This is a genomic window from Streptomyces sp. NRRL B-1347, from assembly GCF_000720325.1.
GTDB lineage: Bacteria > Actinomycetota > Actinomycetes > Streptomycetales > Streptomycetaceae > Streptomyces.
On the sequence record NZ_JOJM01000065.1, the window covers coordinates 15,673 to 33,981 of the forward strand.

12 protein-coding genes are annotated in these 18,309 nt (G+C 73.5%); 4 read left to right on the forward strand and 8 right to left on the reverse strand.

The window, feature by feature from the left end; translation table 11 throughout:
* Positions 1–102 precede the first annotated feature (102 nt).
* Positions 103–3,624 carry a trypsin-like peptidase domain-containing protein gene (locus IG74_RS0136340; protein WP_030686064.1) on the forward strand — a complete coding sequence of 1,174 codons (3,522 nt, stop codon included), beginning with the start codon at positions 103–105 and terminating at the stop codon, positions 3,622–3,624.
* Positions 3,625–3,765: 141 nt separating this feature from the next.
* A complete protein-coding gene (locus IG74_RS0136345; protein ID WP_030686066.1) occupies positions 3,766–4,719 on the forward strand; it encodes a bifunctional riboflavin kinase/FAD synthetase in 954 nt (317 codons plus the stop codon).
* Between the two features lie 46 nt (positions 4,720–4,765).
* Here IG74_RS0136345 and IG74_RS0136350 read toward each other — a convergent pair whose 3' ends face one another.
* The 8 genes from IG74_RS0136350 to IG74_RS0136385 all read right to left on the reverse strand — a co-directional run bounded on the left by IG74_RS0136350 (position 4,766) and on the right by IG74_RS0136385 (position 15,716).
* Positions 4,766–5,788, reverse strand: a complete 1,023-nt coding sequence (locus IG74_RS0136350; RefSeq protein WP_051856159.1) for an ABC transporter ATP-binding protein — start codon at positions 5,786–5,788, stop codon at positions 4,766–4,768.
* Positions 5,789–5,843: 55 nt separating this feature from the next.
* Complete coding sequence (locus IG74_RS0136355) at positions 5,844–6,896, reverse strand: ABC transporter ATP-binding protein (RefSeq protein WP_030686072.1); 1,053 nt, start codon at positions 6,894–6,896, stop codon at positions 5,844–5,846.
* Positions 6,897–6,916: 20 nt separating this feature from the next.
* Positions 6,917–7,843, reverse strand: a complete 927-nt coding sequence (locus IG74_RS0136360) for an ABC transporter permease (RefSeq protein ID WP_030686076.1) — start codon at positions 7,841–7,843, stop codon at positions 6,917–6,919.
* Positions 7,840–8,931 carry an ABC transporter permease gene (locus IG74_RS0136365; protein ID WP_030686078.1) on the reverse strand — a complete coding sequence of 364 codons (1,092 nt, stop codon included), beginning with the start codon at positions 8,929–8,931 and terminating at the stop codon, positions 7,840–7,842. Before IG74_RS0136365 ends, IG74_RS0136360 begins: the two co-directional genes overlap by 4 nt.
* Positions 8,932–8,972: 41 nt before the next feature.
* The gene (locus IG74_RS0136370) at positions 8,973–10,877 is read right to left on the reverse strand and encodes an ABC transporter substrate-binding protein (RefSeq protein WP_030686080.1); all 1,905 of its coding nucleotides are present in this window, start codon (positions 10,875–10,877) and stop codon (positions 8,973–8,975) included.
* 397 nt (positions 10,878–11,274) lie between these two features.
* A complete protein-coding gene (locus tag IG74_RS0136375) occupies positions 11,275–14,073 on the reverse strand; it encodes an SCO5717 family growth-regulating ATPase (RefSeq protein WP_037826661.1) in 2,799 nt (932 codons plus the stop codon).
* A 371-nt stretch (positions 14,074–14,444) separates the two neighbouring features.
* Positions 14,445–14,753, reverse strand: coding sequence for a DUF397 domain-containing protein (locus tag IG74_RS0136380; RefSeq protein WP_030686084.1), 309 nt, complete (start codon positions 14,751–14,753; stop codon positions 14,445–14,447).
* Between the two features lie 111 nt (positions 14,754–14,864).
* The gene (locus tag IG74_RS0136385) at positions 14,865–15,716 is read right to left on the reverse strand and encodes a hypothetical protein (RefSeq protein ID WP_030686086.1); all 852 of its coding nucleotides are present in this window, start codon (positions 15,714–15,716) and stop codon (positions 14,865–14,867) included.
* A gap of 209 nt (positions 15,717–15,925) precedes the next feature.
* Here IG74_RS0136385 and IG74_RS0136390 point away from each other — a divergent pair, with 209 nt between their 5' ends.
* The gene (locus tag IG74_RS0136390) at positions 15,926–17,581 is read left to right on the forward strand and encodes a PQQ-binding-like beta-propeller repeat protein (RefSeq protein ID WP_158857909.1); all 1,656 of its coding nucleotides are present in this window, start codon (positions 15,926–15,928) and stop codon (positions 17,579–17,581) included.
* 316 nt (positions 17,582–17,897) lie between these two features.
* Entirely contained in the window at positions 17,898–18,185 is a 288-nt protein-coding gene (rpsO, locus tag IG74_RS0136395) for a 30S ribosomal protein S15 (RefSeq protein ID WP_030363216.1), read from the forward strand.
* The last annotated feature ends 124 nt before the right edge of the window (positions 18,186–18,309 follow it).

Here is an 18,309-nt window from a genome sequence, read left to right on the forward strand (position 1 = left end):
GGAGCGGAAGGGGGCGCGTTCGGCTCGCGTTCTGTCCCGCTGATCACCGCCGACCTACGGTCGGAGGAACGGGGGTCGGGCAGCGGGCGGGGAGGTGCGCACATGGCGGGACGGGGCCCGCGGGCCCGGGGCGGCGGGGACCGGGCCCGGGGCCGCAAGGGGGCGACGGCGGGACCGGCCGACGGGGGCGCGGCCCAGTGGTCCCTGGTGCGGATCTGCGACCTGGCGGGGCGCCCGCGCGGCGCCGGGTTCGCCGCCGACGAGCTCGGCACCGTGATCACCAGCCACGAGGCCGTCGACGGCCTCGCCCGGATCGTCCTGCACGCGGCGGGCGAGCGCACCTGCGTCGTGGCCGCCGACGCCGTGACGGCCCTTCCCGAGGCCGATCTCGCGCTGGTGCGCACCGAGGGCCTCGGGCTCAAGCCGCTGCCCGTCACCGTGCGCGACACCACGCCGGTGGGCTCGTACGTACGGATCGCCGCGGGCGGCTGGCGGCAGGCGCGGGTCCTGGACTCCGCGTCGGTGACCTATGCGGCGACCGACCGCTTCCACGTCTTGGACGCCGCCATGGAGCTCGCCATCGGCACCGACGGCGCCGACGCCCTGCGGCTCGGCGGCGGGGCCGCGGGCGGGCCCGTCCTCGACGCCGCGTCCGGCGCGGTGCTCGCCGTCCTCGCCACCGCCCTGCACGCCCCGCACCGCGCCGCCGGGTTCGCGGTGCCGCTGCGCGAGGCGGCCGCCGCCGACCCGCACGGCCCCCTCGCCGCGCTCCTCGCCCGCAACGCGGCCACCGTGCCCGGGTACGGGCCCGATCTGAACCTCGCGGGCGCGCTCCAGCTGACCGCCACCTCCGTGGGCTCCGACGGGCCGGACGCGCCCGGCCCCGACCCCGTCGAACGGCCCGACACGGCACGGGAGTTCACCGACTTCACCGACGGCCCCGCGCGCGTCCTCGGCCTCGTCGGCGACCCCGGCACCGGGCGGACCACGGAACTCGCCGCGCTCGCCGCCCGCCGCGCCCGGGGCGGCGCGCCCGCGCCCACCCTGTGGCTGCGCGGCGCCGACCTGCGCGACGCCGACACCTCCGTGGCCGACGCGGTGGCGCGCGCCCTGGAGCGGTCCTGCCGCATCCTCACCGCGTCGGACGAGAGCCGCGCGCCGGGCGAAGGGCTCGGGGACGTCTCCGCCGGCCGGGTCGCACGGCTCGTCCGGGACGCCGGGCGGCCGCTCCTGCTGCTGCTCGACGGGCCCGAGGAGATGCCGCCCGTCCTCGCCCACCGGCTCGCCGAGTGGAGCACGGGCACCGCCGGATGGCTGCGGGACACCGGGGCGCGGCTCGTCGTCGCCTGCCGCGCGGAGTACTGGGAGCGGGCCGGGGCGCACTTCCCCGCCGAGCTGCTGCACGCCGCGGGGGAGGGCCGCCCAGGACCGGGCGTCCCGGGCGCCCTCGGGGACGCGCTGCCCGGCTGCGTACGGCTCGGCGACCTGCCGGAGCCGCAGGCCCGCCGGGCCCGCGCGCGGTACGGCATCCCGGACGAGGCCCTCGCCGTCGCCGACGCCCGCCACCCCCTCGCGCTGCGGCTGCTCTCCGAGGTGCGGGCCGCGCTGCCCGGCGCGCCACCGGGACGGCCGGGCCGCGAGGAGATCCTCGCCGCCCATCTGGACCTGATGAGCCTGCGCGTCGCCGTCCGGCTCGCGGCGGCCAACGGGCTGCGCGGGACAGCCGTGCGGCGGCTCGCCGCACGGGTGGCGGGCCAGGTCCACGAGGCGGCCCGGCGGTGCCTCGGGCCGGGCCAGGGGGAGCTCGACCGGGCCGCGTTCGAGGAGGTCTTCCCGTGGGGCGCCCTGCCGGGCCTCGACGGCTGCACCGGCTGGGCCTCGGCGGTCCTCGCGGAGGGCCTCCTCGTCCCCGCGGGCGCCGGGTACCGCTTCGCGCACGAGGAGGTGGCCGACTGGCTCCAGGGCACCCATCTGGACGTGGAGGGCGCCCTCGCGTCCCTGGTGTACCGCCACGCCGAAGGCCCGGCACCGGCCACCCGCTCCCTGCCGGTGCCCCGCCACCGGATCGGCCCCGTGCTCCAGGCCCTGCTGCTCCTCGAACGCCAGCGGGGGGAGGGGGAGCTCGCGGTGAGCCTGGGCCGCCTCGCGGCCTCCCTCGCCGCGCTCGACACGGCCGCCGCCCGCGGCGCCGAGCAGCCGGAGGGCGCGCAGGACGCCCTCTGGTGGGCCCGGCACCTCCTGGGCGAGGTCCTCCTGCGGGTCCCCGACGCCAGCCCCTACCTGGACGTGCTCCGCGCGGTCGCGGCGCACCGGCAGTTCCCCCCGGCCTTCTGGATGACCCTCCCGCTGCCGGACGCCACCCGCTACGACCTCCTGCGGTCCGTCGTGCCCCAGGACGGCCCGCCCGGCACGGCGGGCCGCGTCCTCGACGCCGTGGCCGAGAACCTCGCCGCCGACCCCGGCGCCGTCCAGCGCCATCTGACGCGCTGGTTCACCGACGAGAGCCCGCTGCGGTCCACCCCGGACGCCACCGTCGCCTCCGCCGCGCAGGCCCTGCTGCACACCCACCGCCACCGCGCCATCGACGACCTCACGGAAGCCCTGGCCGACTGCGCGCACACCCGCGCCGACGAACTGCTCGGCGCGCTCGCCGAGGACGAGCCGTCCGCGGTGTGCCGCGCCGTCGACCGCTGGGCGCGCGACGACCGGGCGGCGCGCCGCGTGGCCGCCGTGGTCTGGGGCCTGCGCACCGCCCGGCACGCCACCGGCGACGCCGACCGCACCCTGCTGCGGTACGCGGCCTACGCCCTGCTCGCCCGCCCCGGCGACGCCTCCCTGCACGGCGCGGCGCTCGCCCTCCTGGTGCGGGACCCGCAGACCCGCGCGCGGCACCTGCCGACCGCCCTCAAGGCGTTCGCGGCGGGCGACCCGTGGCTGCCCGCGAGCGCCCTGGCCGCCGCCCTCACCACCGACCCCGACGCCGTGCTCGCGGCCTTCCGGGCCCGGCTGCACGGCCCCGGCACGGCGCCCCGCGACCTGCTGCGGGACCTCGCGGGAGTGACCCCGCCCGCCCTGGCGCGGCGCGTCGCGTCCCTGGTCCGCGAGCACGCGGAGGAGTGCCCGGAGTCCGCGGGTGCCGTGGCCACGTACGTCGATCTGCTCCTCGACCGCGGCCCCGGCGTGCGGGCGGTGCTGTTCCCGACGGTCACGGGGCTGCTGCGCGGCGGTGCCGTGGAGGTGCGGCGGGCCCTCGCCCCGGTGCTCGCGGCGCCCGGCGGCCAGGCCTCGCGGCCGCTGCGCGCCGAGCTGCTCGACCTGCTGCTCGCCCAGGAGCGGGACCCGGACGTCGTCGAGGCCGTGCTGCGCGCGGTCGCCGAGCACGGCGGCGACGCCGAGCGGGACCGGCACCTCGTCCAGCGCGCGGGCCTGCTGCTCGGCCGCACGCCCGAGGGCGCGACCCGGTTCGACCGCTGCCTGGTGGACCTCGCGCGGCGCGCGCCCGGGTTCGCCGCGCGCCTGGCCCGCTGGATGGCGGACGCCCCGCAGGACTGGGCGGCCCTCATCGGCCCGAGCGCCCGCCGCACCGTGGAGGGGGTCGCGGACGCCGTCCCCGTGTCGGTGTGAACTCCCCAAGTCGGCGTGAGCACCACCACCCCGGCCGATGCGAGCGACAACCTGTCGGCATGGCACTCTTAGACCTGCGCAATAGGCAAGGGAACGTACACACGTACGGGACGTACACGGGTTCGGCGAGGAGCGAAGACAGTGCAGCGCTGGCGTGGCTTGGAGGACATTCCCCAGGACTGGGGGCGCAGCGTCGTCACCATTGGTTCCTACGACGGCGTGCACCGCGGTCACCAGCTCATCATCGGCCGCGCGGTGGCCCGCGCGCGCGAGCTCGGTGTGCCCGCCGTGGTCGTCACCTTCGACCCGCACCCCAGCGAGGTCGTGCGTCCGGGCAGCCACCCGCCGCTGCTCGCCCCCCACCACCGGCGCGCCGAGCTGATGGCCGACCTCGGTGTGGACGCCGTGCTCATCCTGCCGTTCACGACCGAGTTCTCGAAGCTGTCGCCCGCCGACTTCGTGGTGAAGGTCCTCGTCGACAAGCTGCACGCCAAGGCCGTCGTCGAAGGCCCCAACTTCCGCTTCGGGCACCGCGCCGCGGGCAACGTGGCGGTCCTCGCCGAACTCGGCGAGACGTACGACTACGAGGTCGAGGTCATCGACCTGTACGTGAGCGGCGAGGCGGGCGGCGGCGAGCCGTTCTCGTCGACGCTCACCCGGCGCCTCATCGCCGAGGGCGACCTCGCGGGCGCCCGCGAGATCCTCGGCCGCCCGCACCGGGTGGAGGGCGTGGTCGTCCGCGGCGCCCAGCGCGGCCGCGAGCTGGGCTTCCCCACGGCCAACGTGGAGACGCTCCCGCACACCGCGATCCCCGCCGACGGCGTGTACGCGGGCTGGCTGCACGCCCAGGGCGAGGCCATGCCCGCGGCGATCTCCGTCGGGACGAACCCGCAGTTCGACGGCACGGAGCGCACGGTCGAGGCCTACGCCATCGACCGCGTGGGCCTCGATCTGTACGGGCTGCACGTGGCCGTGGACTTCCTGGCCTTCGTGCGGGGGCAGGCGAAGTTCGAGTCCATCGACGCGCTGCTGGTCGCCATCGGCGACGATGTCAAGCAGGCCCGCGCGCTCGTCGAGGCGGCTGAGGCGGAATAAGCCCGTCCGGCGATTGAGGACGAGCCCGCAGGGCGATGGACGGGGCTCACCGGGCCCGGGCGGCAGCCCAGTGGCACGCAACCTGGGCCTCGCCGCCGCCCGACAGGACCGGCAGGTCCGTCGTACGGCAGTCCCGGGCGACGCCGACCCGCTCGGCCTCGCCTCCGGCGAGGACCTGGCACCGGAGGTGGAAGCGGCAGCCCGACGGCACGCGGGACGGGTCAGGGGGCTCGCCCGTGAGGACCACCGGATCGCCCTCGGCCTCCGGCAGGACCGACAACAGGGCCTTCGTGTACGGGTGCTGAGGGGCCGTCAGGACCTCCTCGACCGCGCCCGTCTCGACGATGCGGCCCAGGTACATGACGGCCACCCGGTCGGCGATGTTCCAGGCCAGGCCCAGGTCGTGGGTCACCACGAGGGCGGAGAGGCCCAGCTCGTCGCGGAGCCGCAGGAGCAGGGCGAGGATCTCGCCGCGCACGGACGCGTCGAGGGAGGCCACCGGCTCGTCGGCGACGATGAGTTCGGGTTCCAGGACCAGCGCGCCCGCGATGACCACGCGCTGGCGCTGGCCGCCGGACAGCTCGTGCGGATAGCGCAGGAAGAACCGCTCGGGCGGGCGCAGACCCGCCCGTGACAGGGCCTGCGCGACGGCCGCCCGCTCGTCCCCGGCGTACCGGTGGATGCGCAGGCCCTCGGCCACCGCGTCGTACACCGTGTGCCGCGGGTTGAGCGAGCCGCTCGGGTCCTGGAGCACGAGCTGGACGCGCTTGCGGTACGCCTTCAGGGCGCGGGACCGGTAGCCGAGCGGCTTGCCGCCGAACGCGACCCGGCCGGAGGTGGGCGGCACGAGGCCGAGCAGCGAGCGTGCGAGCGTGGTCTTGCCGCAGCCGGACTCGCCGACGAGCGCGACGATTTCGCCCGGCCTGATGTGCAGGTCCACGCCGTCCACGGCTCGCGCCGGATCCGCGCCGTGCCGCCCGGGGAACGTGATGTGCAGGTCCTCGGCCGCGAGCAGCGGCGCCGCGTCCGCGGGCGGCGCGGCGGACGGGACGGTGGAGTGAGTGGTCATGCGCGTCTCCTCGCGGCCGGGTGCCGGGGCGGGCGGATCGGGGTGCGCGGCCCGGTCACGGCGCCCCGTCCACGGCCGCCGACGCCTGCTGGGCGGGGACCTGGGAGCCGACGTGCACACAGGCCGCCTGATGGGCCGGGCCCGCCGCGCGCAGCTCCTGGTCCTGCACGGCACAGGAGTCGAGGGCCACCGGGCAGCGCGGATGGAACGTACAGCCCTCCGGGAGCGCCGAGGGGTCCGGCGGATCGCCTGGCAGACCGCGCGGCGCGAACCGCGAGCCGGGGTCCCCGACGCGTGGGAACGCCGCCGAAAGGGCCTTGCCGTACGGGTGCTGCGCCCGCTCGTACACGTCCCGGGCCGGGCCCTCCTCGACGACGCGCCCCGCGTACATCACCGCGAGCCGGTCGCAGGTGTCGGCGAGCACCGCCAGATCGTGGCTGATCATGATCAGGCCGAGGTCCTGCTCGGCCACGAGCTGCTCGATCAGGCGCAGGATCTGCGCCTGGATCATCACGTCGAGGGCGGTCGTCGGCTCGTCCGCGATGATCAGGCGCGGGTCGCAGGCGAGCGCCATGGCGATCATCACGCGCTGGCGCTGGCCGCCGGACAGCTCGTGCGGATAGGCGTCCGCGCGTGCGCCCGGGAGCCCCACGTGTTCGAGCAGCTCACGGGCCTTCTTCTTGGCGCCCGCCGGGGTCGCCTTCTTGTGCAGCAGGATCGGCTCGGCGATCTGGTCGCCGATGCGGTGCACCGCGTTCAGCGAGTGCATGGCGCCCTGGAAGACCACGGACGCGCCCGCCCAGCGGACCGCGCGCACCCGGCCCCACTTCATGGTGAGCACGTCCTCGCCGTCGAGGAGGACCTCGCCGGTCACCCTCGTCCCGGCGGGCAGCAGCCGCAGCAGGGCGAGGGCGAGCGTGGACTTGCCGCAGCCGGACTCGCCCGCGACGCCCAGCTTCTGCCCGGCGCCCACGGTCAGGTCGACCCCGCGCACGGCGGCGGCCCCGGACGCGTACGTCACTTCGAGGTTCCTGACGTCGAGCAGCGGCTGCCCGGCGTCCTGCCCGGCCGCGGCCGGCGGATCGGTCGCGGTGTGCGCGGTGGTCACGGTGGCTTCCGGTTCGGCGGTCAACGGGACACCCCCAGCCTGGGGTTGAGCACGGACTCCACGGCCCGCCCGCACAGCGTGAACGCGAGCGCGACCACGGCGATCGCGATGCCGGGCGGCGCCAGGTACCACCAGTCGCCCGCGCTGACGGCACCGGCCTCGCGGGCGTCCTGGAGGAGGCCGCCCCAGGACACCGCGGTCGGGTCGCCGAGGCCGAGGAAGGCGAGCGTGGCCTCGGTGAGGATGGCGCTGGAGATGACGAGCGTGGTCTGCGCGAGCACCAGCGGCATCACGTTGGGCAGCACGTGGCGGAGCATGATGTGCGTGTGCCCGCCGCCCAGGGCCCGGGCCCGCTCGATGTACGGGCGGGACTCGACGGCCAGCGTCTGCGCGCGCACCAGGCGCGCCGTGGTGGGCCAGGTGGTCACGCCGATGGCCAGGATGATCGTGCTCAGGGAGCCGGACATCACGACGGCCAGGGCGATCGCGAGCACCAGCGTGGGCATCACCAGGAACCAGTCGGTGACGCGCATCATCACCGTCCCGTACCAGCCGCGGTAGTGCCCCGCCGTGATGCCCACGACCGTGCCGATCGCCACCGACAGGAACGCGGCGAGCAGCCCGATGGTCAGCGAGATCCGCGCCCCGTACACCAGGAGCGCGAGCAGGTCGCGGCCGAACTGGTCGGTGCCGAGCGGGAATTCGGTGCTGGGGGACTCCATGGCGTCGCCCGGCGCGTGCGTCACACTGTCCGCGTCCGAGCCGACGAGCAGCGGCGCGAAGACCGCGGCGAGCGAGATCAGGACGAGCACGGCGAGGCCGAAGAGCCCCGCCCGGTGCCCCCGGTACGCGCGCCAGAAGCGGGCCGCTGAGTGGCGTCTGCGCGTCCAGGCGAGCGCCCGCGGGTTCGGCGCCGGGCCCTGTGCGGCGCTGGTCTCGGTCGTCATCGGCCCACCCTCGGGTCGAGCAGCGGATACACCACGTCGGCGACGGTGTTCATGAGGATCACCGCGGTGGCGAAGACGAAGAACAGGCCCTGCACGAGAGGCAGGTCCGGCACGCTCAACGCCTGGTAGAAGAGGCTGCCGAGCCCCGGCCAGGAGAAGACGGTCTCGACCAGGATCGCGCCCGCCACCACCGTGCCCAGGTTCACGAACATCAGCGTGACCGTCGGCAGGAGCGCGTTGGGCACGGCGTGCCGGCGGCGCACCAGGTCGTCCCTGAGCCCCTTGGCGCGGGCGGTCGTCAGATAGTCGCTGTCCATCTCGTCGAGCAGCGAGGAGCGCATGACGAGGAGCGTCTGCGCGTACCCCACGGCCACGAGCGTGAGCACCGGCAGGATCATGTGGTGCGCCACGTCCACGACGTAGGCGACGCCGGTCTCGTCGCCGCTCTCCATGCCGCCCGTCGGGAAGAGGCCGGGCAGCGGGCCCGCGCCCACCGAGAAGGTGATGATGAGCAGCAGGCCCAGCCAGAAGGACGGCACCGAGTACAGCGTCAGGGCGAGGCCGGTGTGGAACCGGTCCCCGAGGCCGCCGTTGCGCCACGCCGTGCGCGTGCCGAGCCAGATGCCGATGACCGTGTACAGGATGTACGCCGCCCCGGTGAGCCACAGCGTCGGCCCCAGCGCGTCGGTGATCTTGTCCATGACCGGCGTGTGGAACTGGTACGAGGTGCCGAAGTCCCCGGTCAGGACGTTGCCGCAGTAGTCCGTGAACTGCTTCCACACCGGGTCGTCGAGGCCGAACTCCTTGCGCATCGCGGCCAGTTGCTCGCTCGACACGCGGCGTCCGCCGGTCATCTGCTTCACCGGGTCGCCCGGGATGAGCCGGAAGAGGAAGAAGCTCGTGACGAGCACGGCGAACATCGAGACGAGCGCGCCGCCGAGCTTGCCCGCGACGTACTTCAGATAGGCGGTGGTGTCGCGCGCCCGGGGACCGCGGCCCCGGGGACCGGCCGGTCCGCCGGGTGCCGCGCCCGAGGCCTCGGCCTCGGCGGCGAGGATCGCCGCCGGGCTGTTGTCTGCCGCGGTCATGCGCTGCTCGCGATGTCAGTCGCGGGGTTCTTCGTCATCCGTTACTCGCGGTCCTCTGCGGTCGAGCGGCGGCGCAGGGCGATCAGGGCTCCGCCGCCCACGACGACCGCCGCGGCGACGGCGATACCGATGATGACACCGGTGGAGCCGCCGCCATCGGAACCGCTGCTCCCACTCGCCGGGGTCGCCGACCACCAACTCCAATAGCCGTCCTGGCCGTAAATGTTGCCCGCGGCCTCCGGCATGGTGGTGATGGACTTGATCTGGTCGGTGCGGTAGGCCTCGACGGCGTTCGGGTACGCCATCACGTTCATGTAGCCCGAGTCGTACAGCCAGGACTGCATCTGCTTGACGATCGCCGCGCGCTTGGCCGGGTCGTACTCGGCGAGCTGCTTCTCGTACAGTTCGTCGAACTTCTTGTCACAGATGAAGTTGTCGGTGGCCGCGCTCTCCTTCGCCTTCTCCGGGAGCGCGGCGCAGGTGTGGATGCCGAGGACGAAGTCCGGGTCCGGATTCACCGACCAGCCGTCGAAGGCGAGGTCGTACTCACCGGCGTACCAGGGCACGGAGACGTCGTCGAGACAGTTCACCTTGAGCCCGATGCCGAGGTCGCCCCACCACTCCTTGAGGTACTTCCCGACGGCCTTGTCGTTGGGGTCGGTGGCGTGGCAGAGGATGCGGAAGTCGAGGGCCTTGCCGTCCTTGCCGACGCGCTTGCCGTCGCCGTTCTTCTTGTACCCGGCCTCGTCGAGGAGGGCGGCGGCCCGCTTCGGGTCGTACGCGAGCTGCTGCTTCCGGGACGGCTGCCACGCGTAGTCGGAGAACCGCGGCGGGATGTATCCGGCGCCTTCGACGGCGTTGCCCTGGAAGACCTTGTCCACGATCGTCTTGCGGTCGACGGACAGGAAGAGGGCCTGCCGCACCCGCTTGTCGAGCAGCGCCGGATGGCCGTCGCCGAACTTCTTCCCGTCCAGGGTCCGCGCCCCCGGATTCGTGGCGATGGCGAAGAACCGCCGTCCGGGGCCGTTGTTCACCTTGATGTCGGACTCGCCCTTGAGCCCGTTGGCCTGCGCGGGCGTGAGCGCGGGCTGTCCGGCGACGAAGGACACCTCGCCCTTCTTGAGCGCGGCGACGGCCGCGTCCTGGTCCTTGTACGTCTTGAAGACCAGCTCGTCGAACTTCGGCGCCCCGCGCCAGAAGTCCTTGTTGGCCTTCAGCTTCACGAACTGGTCGACCTTGAAGTCGCTGAGGACGAAGGGGCCGTTCCCGACGACGGGGAAGTCCTTGTCGTTGTTGAACTTGGAGAGGTCGTCGACCTTCTCCCAGACGTGCTTGGGCACGATGGGGACGTCGAGCGCCGCCATGGTCGACTGCGGTTCCTTCAGCTCGATGACGAGCCGGGTGGGGGACGGCGCCGTCACCTTCTTGAAGTTGGTGACGAAGTTCGAGTTGGCGGTGGCTGTGCCCTCCTTGGACATGATCTTGTTGAAGGTCCAGGCGGCGTCCTCGGCGGTGGCCTTCTTCCCGTCCGACCACTTCGAGTCGGACCGGATGGTGTACGTCCACGTCAGCTTGTCCGCCGACGGCTCCCACTTGGTGGCGAAGCCCGGGACGGTGTGGTTGTCCTTCGGGTCGTAGTTCGTGAGGTACTCGTACGTCAGCCGGTGGATGCTGGTGCTGAGCAGCCGCTGGGCCAGGAACGGGCTGAGCGAGTCCACGCTCTGCGCGACCGCGACGGTGAGCGTCTTCTTGCCGTCGTCCTTGGCCTGAGCCTGCTGCGGAGCCGGGTTGAGCGGCGTCGCGAGCCCGGCGGTGAGACCGAGGGCGGCGAGGGCGCCGCCCGCGACGAGGAGCCGGGAACGAGGGCGCGCGCGGCGCGCGGTCCGTGCGGGGGGCGCCGAGGGGCGGCCGGTGCTGGTTCTGCCGTGCTGATCTCGTGTGTCCATGGGTCGGTGACCTCGCGTCATCGCTCGCGCAGGGATGGCTGGTTACGACTGAGTACGGCTGGTGTACGTGTGGTCGATCAAGGAAGGGCCCGCTGGATGCTGTGTGTCTACCAGCGCCAGTCTGCACGCGTCAACGGCCGGTGAACCCCATGTGGCCTGCGGAAATAACGAGTTGACCGAGATTTCATCCGCATTGGTCAAGACCACTGAATCCCCCCAGGTCGGGGGGTGACGCCCTGGTCAGACGCTCCTCCGTCCCTCTGTGGGCAGCTGGTCCGCCCAGGGGCGGAACGGGTGGGCACAGCGCGAGGTGCCGCAGCACTGTCGAACTGGGCTCTAGCCCAAATAGGGCGGGCCCGCACCGAAGACGGCACGGGCCCGGAGGGTGGAGCGGAGACTACGGCTGAGGCGGAGCCACCGGCCCCGGCCCCGGCTGGGGCTGCTGGGGATAGCCCCCGGGCCCACCCCCGTACGGCTGCGCCCCGGGCACCGGGTACCCCTGCTGCCCCGGCAGCGGCGGAGCCACCCGCGGCGGCGGATTCCCGTCCGAGGTCCACAGCCCCTGTGCCCGCTGCGCCCGGGTGAAGTCCTCACCCACCATCGCGGCCAGCGTGAAGTACGCCTCCCGCACCTTCGGCCGCATCATGTCGAGATCGACCTCCGCCCCGGCGGCCAGGTGCTCGTCGAAGGGCACCACGACCACCCCGCGGCAGCGCGTCTCGAAGTGCGACACGATGTCCTCCACCTTGATCATCTTCCCGGTCTCGCGCACCCCGGAGATGACCGTGATGGACCGCTGCACCAGATCCGCGTACCCGTGCGCGGAGAGCCAGTCCAGCGTCGTGGAGGCGCTGGACGCCCCGTCCACGGACGGCGTGGAGATGATGATGAGCTGGTCGGCGAGGTCGAGCACGCCGCGCATCGCGCTGTAGAGGAGCCCGGTGCCCGAGTCCGTCAGGATGATCGGGTACTGCTTGCCGAGGACGTCGATCGCGCGCCGGTAGTCCTCGTCGTTGAAGGTCGTGGACACGGCCGGGTCGACGTCGTTGGCGATGATCTCCAGGCCGGACGAGGCCTGGGAGGTGAAGCGCCGGATGTCCATGTACGAGTTGAGGTACGGGATGGCCTGGACGAGGTCGCGGATGGTCGCCCCGGTCTCGCGCCGCACGCGCCGGCCGAGCGTACCGGCGTCCGGGTTGGCGTCGATGGCGAGGATCTTGTCCTGCCGCTCGCTGGCGAGGGTGGAGCCGAGCGCGGTCGTCGTGGTCGTCTTGCCGACGCCGCCCTTGAGGCTGATGACGGCGATGCGGTAGCAGGAGAGCACCGGGGTGCGGATCAGCTCCAGCTTCCGCTGCCGCTCGGCCTCCTCCTTCTTGCCGCCGAGCCGGAACCGTGAGCCGCCGACGGGGCGGCTGCTCTTGGCCCGCTGCTTCTTGTTGTTGAGCAGCCGGTCGGAGGAGAGCTCCACGGCGGCCGTGTACCCGAGCGGCGCTCCGGGGTTGGTGCGCTCGCGCTGGTCGTGCTGCACGGGCTGCGGCCAGGAGGCCCCGGTCCGCGGGTCGACGGGCGCCTGCGGCTGAGCGGGCTGCGCGGGCTGCGCGGCCTGGGCGGGCGGCAGGGGCTGCGCGGCTTGCGCGGGCGGGAGCGGCTGCGGAGCCGCCTGCGGGACGGCCTGCGGCGGCTGGGCCTGCTGGGGCACGGGGGCCGGGGCGGGTGCCTGCGGCTGTACGGGAGCCGGGGCCGGGGGAGCGGCCTGCGGGAAGCCGTAACTCCCTTGCGGGGCGGGCGGGTTGGTCGCGGCCGGGGCGGGAAAGCCGTAGCCCTGCTGCGGTACGGGGGGCGCGTTCCAGGCCTGCGGCACGGGCGCGGGGGCCTGCGGCTCGACCGGCGGCTGGGGCTGCGGTGCGACGGGCGGCTGGGCCTCGCCGCCGGGCGCGGCCTGGCTCTGGGCGGGCCACTGCGGAGCGGCCGCGGGTGCGGCGGGCTGGAACGCGGGCGGCAGCGGCGGCAGCCCGCCCTGCGGTGCGGGCGGCGGGGTCCACGCGGGCGGCGCGGCGGCCGGTACATCACCGGGGCCGGCGTCGGGCGCGGCCGGGGGAGCGACGGCGGCGGCCGCGGGCGGCGGCACGTCGACGGGCACGCCGGAGGGCGGCGGTGCCACGATCGGGGCCCCGGTGGGCGGTGGCGCGTCAGGGACCGACCCGAAGGGGGGCGGGACATCGATGGGCGCCCCGGTGGGCGGCGGAGCATCGGCCAACGCCGCGGCATCGGCCAACGGCGCGGCGTCGGCAGGCTCATCGGCGGCCCCGCCCGCAACGCTCGCGGAGTCATCGGAAGCCGTACCGCCGGAAGGCACGTCGCCGGAAGGCACGTCACCGGAAGTCACGTCATCGGAAGCCACGTCACCGGAAGTCTCGTCAGCGGAGACCGCATCACCGGAAGGCGCGTCCAAAGTCGCCTCCGAAGCCGCGTCCGTCGAAGCCACGTCCTCCGTAGAAGCCGAAGCCTTATCGGCCGCACGCTCGCTCTCGGGGGTGGCCTCAGCCTCCGCCGTGACCTCTTCAGCCCCGTCGCCCTCACCAGCGCCAGCAGCCTCACCCGAGTCACCGGGCGCATCCGCGACAGCGGCCTCATCCGCGTCGGCCGGAGCCGTCGCCTCGACCTCGGCTTCGGCCTCGGCCTCGCCTTCGGCCCGAGCGGCACCCTGCTCAGCCACCTCCCGCTTCAGCGCGGCGGCGGAGAAGCGCATGGTGGCGCCGCTCTCCAGGTCGCCGCCGGACGCGGGCGGAGGCGGGGTCAACGGCTGCCCCGTAGGAGGCGGCGGCACGGTCCAGTCCTGCTGGAAACCGCTCCCGACGGGAAGCTTGGGCACGGCCGCCAGCGGAGCGGGAGCACCACCGGAGTCACCGGAACCGGAAGCTCCGGCGCTGCCGTCCCCGGGGCGACCGGAGTGCCCGGCGGCGGGCTCGGGCTCCTCGCCCCCGGCGAACGGCGTGGACACGGGCGGAGGCGGCGTCGACACCGGCGGCGCGGCCGACGTGTCCTGACTGCTGCCGGAGGCGTTCTGCGTGTACCAGGCGGGCGGGGCGTAGTCGATGGTGAACTCGCCCGTCGTCTCGGCAGCGGACTCCGCGTCGGACCGATCGCCGACGGGTGTGTCCCAGCCGTCGCGGATCTTGTCCCGATCGCTGCTCACAATGCCTCCTGGTGTGCTCGAGCACGCTCGTGCCGTGGTGGGGGGCGACCGTTCCTGTCGTCCGATCCGCCTGGCTCTCCCCGTGTGACGGACGCGTGCACCCCACTCGCGGGTCCTGACGTCGCGCCCCGTCCCAGCCTAATCACCAAAAGCACGAGCACGGCAGGCAAGTCCGCCCCCGGAACGACGTCCTTCACGCCACGTCCCACTCAAGGACGGTCAGCGACTCCCCACCAGTACGAGCAAACCGGTCGCACACCGTCAAACGCCATGAAATGCCCCTGGGGGAACGGCGAAGGGGCGGAAGCGGCACACACCGCTTCCGCCCCTTCAGGGCTCACCGCGAACCCGGCCGCCCGGCCGGGCCCGCCTCACTCCGACGAGTCGGCCGCGGGCATCCCGCCGTTGTGGGGGGCGGGCTCCAGGTCGAACTCCCCGTCCCGCGCGCCCAGTACGAAGGCGCGCCACTCGGCCTCCGTGTACCGCAGCACGGTCTCCGGAGCGAGGGACGACCGCATGGCCACCGCGCCCTCCGGCAGGTAGGCGATCTCCACCCGCTCCTCGTGTGCCTCGGTGCCGGGGGCGCTCTGCCATTCGACCCCCGAGATGTCGAGCGCGTAGAGCTCGTTCTTCTCGCGCTCCTTGCGTGCCCTGACTTCCTCGTCCTGTGCCTCGGCCATGGCGGAACGGCCCCTTCCCGACGTACGAACGCACTGTGCGCACACCCTACTTGGCGGCCGACGCTCGCGGAGCGCATACGGCCGGTCACAGACGCGCGGCCGCGCGCGGGGTCACGACTTCTTGAGCGCGGCCAGGGCGTCCCGGGCGTCGGACTTGATCATCTTCTCGACCTCCTGCTCGGAGGGCGCCTTGGCGCTGCCGCTCGTGCTGCTCCCGTACCAACTCCACTGGAGCTCGAACGTGAACCAGCCGTCGCGCACGCCCAGCGTCATGCCGCCGAACTCCTTGGGGCTCGTCTTGCTGCCCGTCGAGGACCGCTTCTCCACGATGAGGTAGGCCTCGTCCCCGATGCCGCCGACGGACTTCGTCGTGTACCCGTACGTGTCCCCCGACCGGTCCTCGAACCCCTTGTAGAGGGAGGCGAACTCCCCCTTCGGGTCGGTCTTCTTGTGCCACTGCGCGGTGCTGTTCACGAAGACGCTGCTGTAGTCGCTCGCGCCCGCGTTCTTGTCCTTGAGGCTCCAGTTGCAGTTGTTGGCGTCGAGGCCCTGCTGCTTGGAGGCGTAGTGGCTGTTCGGGTCGCTGCCGAGCCGGGGCTCGTAGCGCTCCTTGAAGGCGTCGATGGTGACGGCGTCGCAGAGGTCCTTCTGGAAGCGGTAGCCGGCGAGGTCGGCCTCGTCGCCGCCCCCGAGCGTGCCGTTGGCGAAGAGCACCCCGGCCCAGACCGCCGATGCGACCACCGCGCCGCCGAGGCCCCACACCCAGTGGGGCACGGGTCTCTTCGCCGCGGGGGGCGCGCCCAGCGGCGCACCGGGCGGCGGGAACGCCGGGGGCTGCCCCGCCGGAGCCGGGGGCTGTCCGTAGGGGCTCGGGGGCACCGGGCCCGGGGGCTGCTGGGCGTAGGGATTGTGCTGGTACGGATTCGGCTGCTGCGGGCCGGGCTGCTGCGGCGGTATGGACATGGTGGGCAACGTACCCAACGCCCGTGCTGGAACCCGTCAGTCCGGCGGCACCGGCCGTCCGTCGCGGCACCGGCGGGCGGCCCGCAGGAGGACACCGGCGTACGGAGCCGCGCGGCCCTTCCGTACTCTGCCTTCGGCGCTGACCAGTTGACGTGCGGCGCCCCAGTGTCATCCCGCCTCTTGGTCGACCCGGAGAAAGGCGCCCCAGCGTGAGCCAAGGCCCACCCCGTTCCCAGTTCACCCAGTCCGTGCTGGCCGTGGACAACGCACGCAAACAGCGCCGCACGCGCCTGCTCGCGGGCCTGGCCGGGCTGCTGGCCCTCGTGCTGTGCGCGGGCGGCTGGCTGGTCTGGGCCGCGGCCGACGACAGCGAGGCGGGGGACCAGGGCGCGAAGGCCGTCCAGCAGGCGCCCGACGCCATCAGGGACACCGTCGAGACGGCCCCGAGCTCCCCCGTGGGCCACCTGGCCGTCGACTACCGGGAGAAGGCGTTCGAGAGGCGGTTCGGCCGGGACGCGTCCGTGCGCGCCCCCGGCACCTGGGCGACGGACAAGACCCTCGTACGCGCTGTGGGCGGCACGCTCAAGGGCTTCGGGATCGGTACGTCCAAGGAGGCGTGGTCGACCGAGCTCGGCGGCCCCGTCTGCGGCACGACCCGGCACGTCACCGCCGACGGCCGCACGGCCGTCCTCTTCCAGGAGCCCACGAGGGTCCCCGAGGACGACAAGCCCAAGAAGGACGACGACAAGAAGGACACGAAGGACGACAAGAAGGGGTCCAAGAAGCCCAAGGGCAAGAAGGACGACAAGAAGAGGGACGACAAGAACAAGAAGAAGGGCGACAAGAAGAAGGGGAGCAAGAAGGACGGCAAGAAGAAGGGCAAGGGCAAGAAGGACCGTGCCGACGCCCCCGCCCCGGCTCCTTGCACCCAGCTCGCCCTCGTCGACCTCGACACCGGCAAGAAGCTCTGGCAGGTCGCCCTCCCCGACGCCAAGGACGCCTCCCCGACGAGCACGAACGTGACCATGACCCGCGGCACGGTCACCGTCGCCTGGGTCCGCGGCTCCGTCGCGTACGACATGAAGGGCGGCGACCGGCTCTGGCAGGACACGCGCCCCTCGGTCTGCGGGAACGCGGGCCTGGCCGGCGGGAACGTCCTGCTCGCCCTGCGCGAGTGCGGGGCCGGTGCCGACCGCACGTACCGCGTCCAGCGCCTCGACCCGCGCACCGGCAAGGCGCTGTGGACGTACGGCGTCGCCAGCGGCGTGCAGCGCGTGCACCTCGTGTCGTCCGAGCCCGCCGTCGTGGCCGTCGCGGTCAGGGGCACCGGCGTGGACAAGCTGCTCGCCCTCGACGACCTGGGCGCCTACCGCTCCACCGTCGACATGCCGGAGGGCCGCTACATCGACGACTGCTTCACGGCGCGCTTCGGGACCGTGGAGACGTGTGACGCCATCGTGGCGGAGCGCGACCGGCTGTTCCTCGCGACCAAGCCCAAGGACCCCGAGGTGAACCGGATCGTCTCGTTCGACCTCGCGACGGGCAAGGTCGTCCGGAGGTTCGAATCGCGGGGTCGCGGCGCGATGTACCCGCTGGAGCTCAGCGGCGGCAGGCTCCTCGCCTTCCGGGGGAGCGCCGACGGCGTCGCCCCGGACGCCGTTGTGAGCCTGGACCCGGAATCGGGCAGGGAGACGCCGTTCCTGCTGTTCAGCGTCCCCGACGGCGCCGGGCCCGTGAAGCCGGGCGAGACCGACGTGCTGGTCGAGGGCGGCCGGGTCTTCATCGCTCCCAAGGAGCTCCGCGCCGAGCCGGGGGAGCGGGCGGAGGGCGCGGCCTACGGCGCACTCGGCGTCGAGGGGGCGTGACCGGCGCACGCCCGGCGCGTGACCTACGGCGACGCGCCAGGTGCGTCACCAGGTGGCGCGCCTGGTGATGCACCATGGGATCAGCTGCGGACCGCCGCCGAAGAGGCGACACGCCCAGGCTGGTACGCTGTGTGACGCTCGTATGTCTGCGCACATCCCCAGGCCCCCGGCCGGTGGACCGCGCGACACGGCATCCCGCCGCAAGGCGGACCCCACCTCTCCCAAGGTGGACCCCCTGCCTCCCGAGTACCGGAAGCACCCCTGAGAAGCAGACCAGGGGCACTCGGAGGCGACAAAGACATCACAAGGAGTACGCGTGTCGCTCGACGCCGCCACGAAGAAGCAGATCATGACCGAGTTCGGCCAGAAGGAGGGCGACACCGGCTCCCCCGAGGTCCAGGTCGCGCTCCTCTCGCGCCGCATCTCGGACCTGACCGAGCACCTCAAGACGCACAAGCACGACCACCACTCCCGTCGTGGTCTGCTGATCCTGGTCGGCCAGCGTCGCCGCCTGCTGCAGTACCTGGCCAAGAAGGACATCCAGCGCTTCCGTGCCCTGGTTGACCGCCTCGGCATCCGCCGCGGTGCGGCGGGCGCCAAGTAAGACGCCGTGAAGGGAGCGGTTCCCACTCGAAGCACTCGAAGGGGGCCGCTCCCTTTGCTGTACGTGCGCGGTGTCACCGACGCTTTGTAGTCTGGTGACGTCCGACACAGCCCCGGACGTGTGC

Excerpts from the sequence above, each read along its gene's own strand:
- IG74_RS0136360 (WP_030686076.1), bottom strand. The coding sequence starts at position 7,843 with ATGACGACCGAGACCAGCGCCGCACAGGGCCCGGCGCCGAACCCGCGG.
- IG74_RS0136385 (WP_030686086.1), bottom strand. The coding sequence starts at position 15,716 with ATGTCCATACCGCCGCAGCAGCCCGGCCCGCAGCAGCCGAATCCGTAC.
- IG74_RS0136380 (WP_030686084.1), bottom strand. The coding sequence starts at position 14,753 with ATGGCCGAGGCACAGGACGAGGAAGTCAGGGCACGCAAGGAGCGCGAG.
- IG74_RS0136340 (WP_030686064.1), top strand. The coding sequence starts at position 103 with ATGGCGGGACGGGGCCCGCGGGCCCGGGGCGGCGGGGACCGGGCCCGG.
- IG74_RS0136365 (WP_030686078.1), bottom strand. The coding sequence starts at position 8,931 with ATGACCGCGGCAGACAACAGCCCGGCGGCGATCCTCGCCGCCGAGGCC.
- IG74_RS0136370 (WP_030686080.1), bottom strand. The coding sequence starts at position 10,877 with ATGGACACACGAGATCAGCACGGCAGAACCAGCACCGGCCGCCCCTCG.
- IG74_RS0136350 (WP_051856159.1), bottom strand. The coding sequence starts at position 5,788 with ATGACCACTCACTCCACCGTCCCGTCCGCCGCGCCGCCCGCGGACGCG.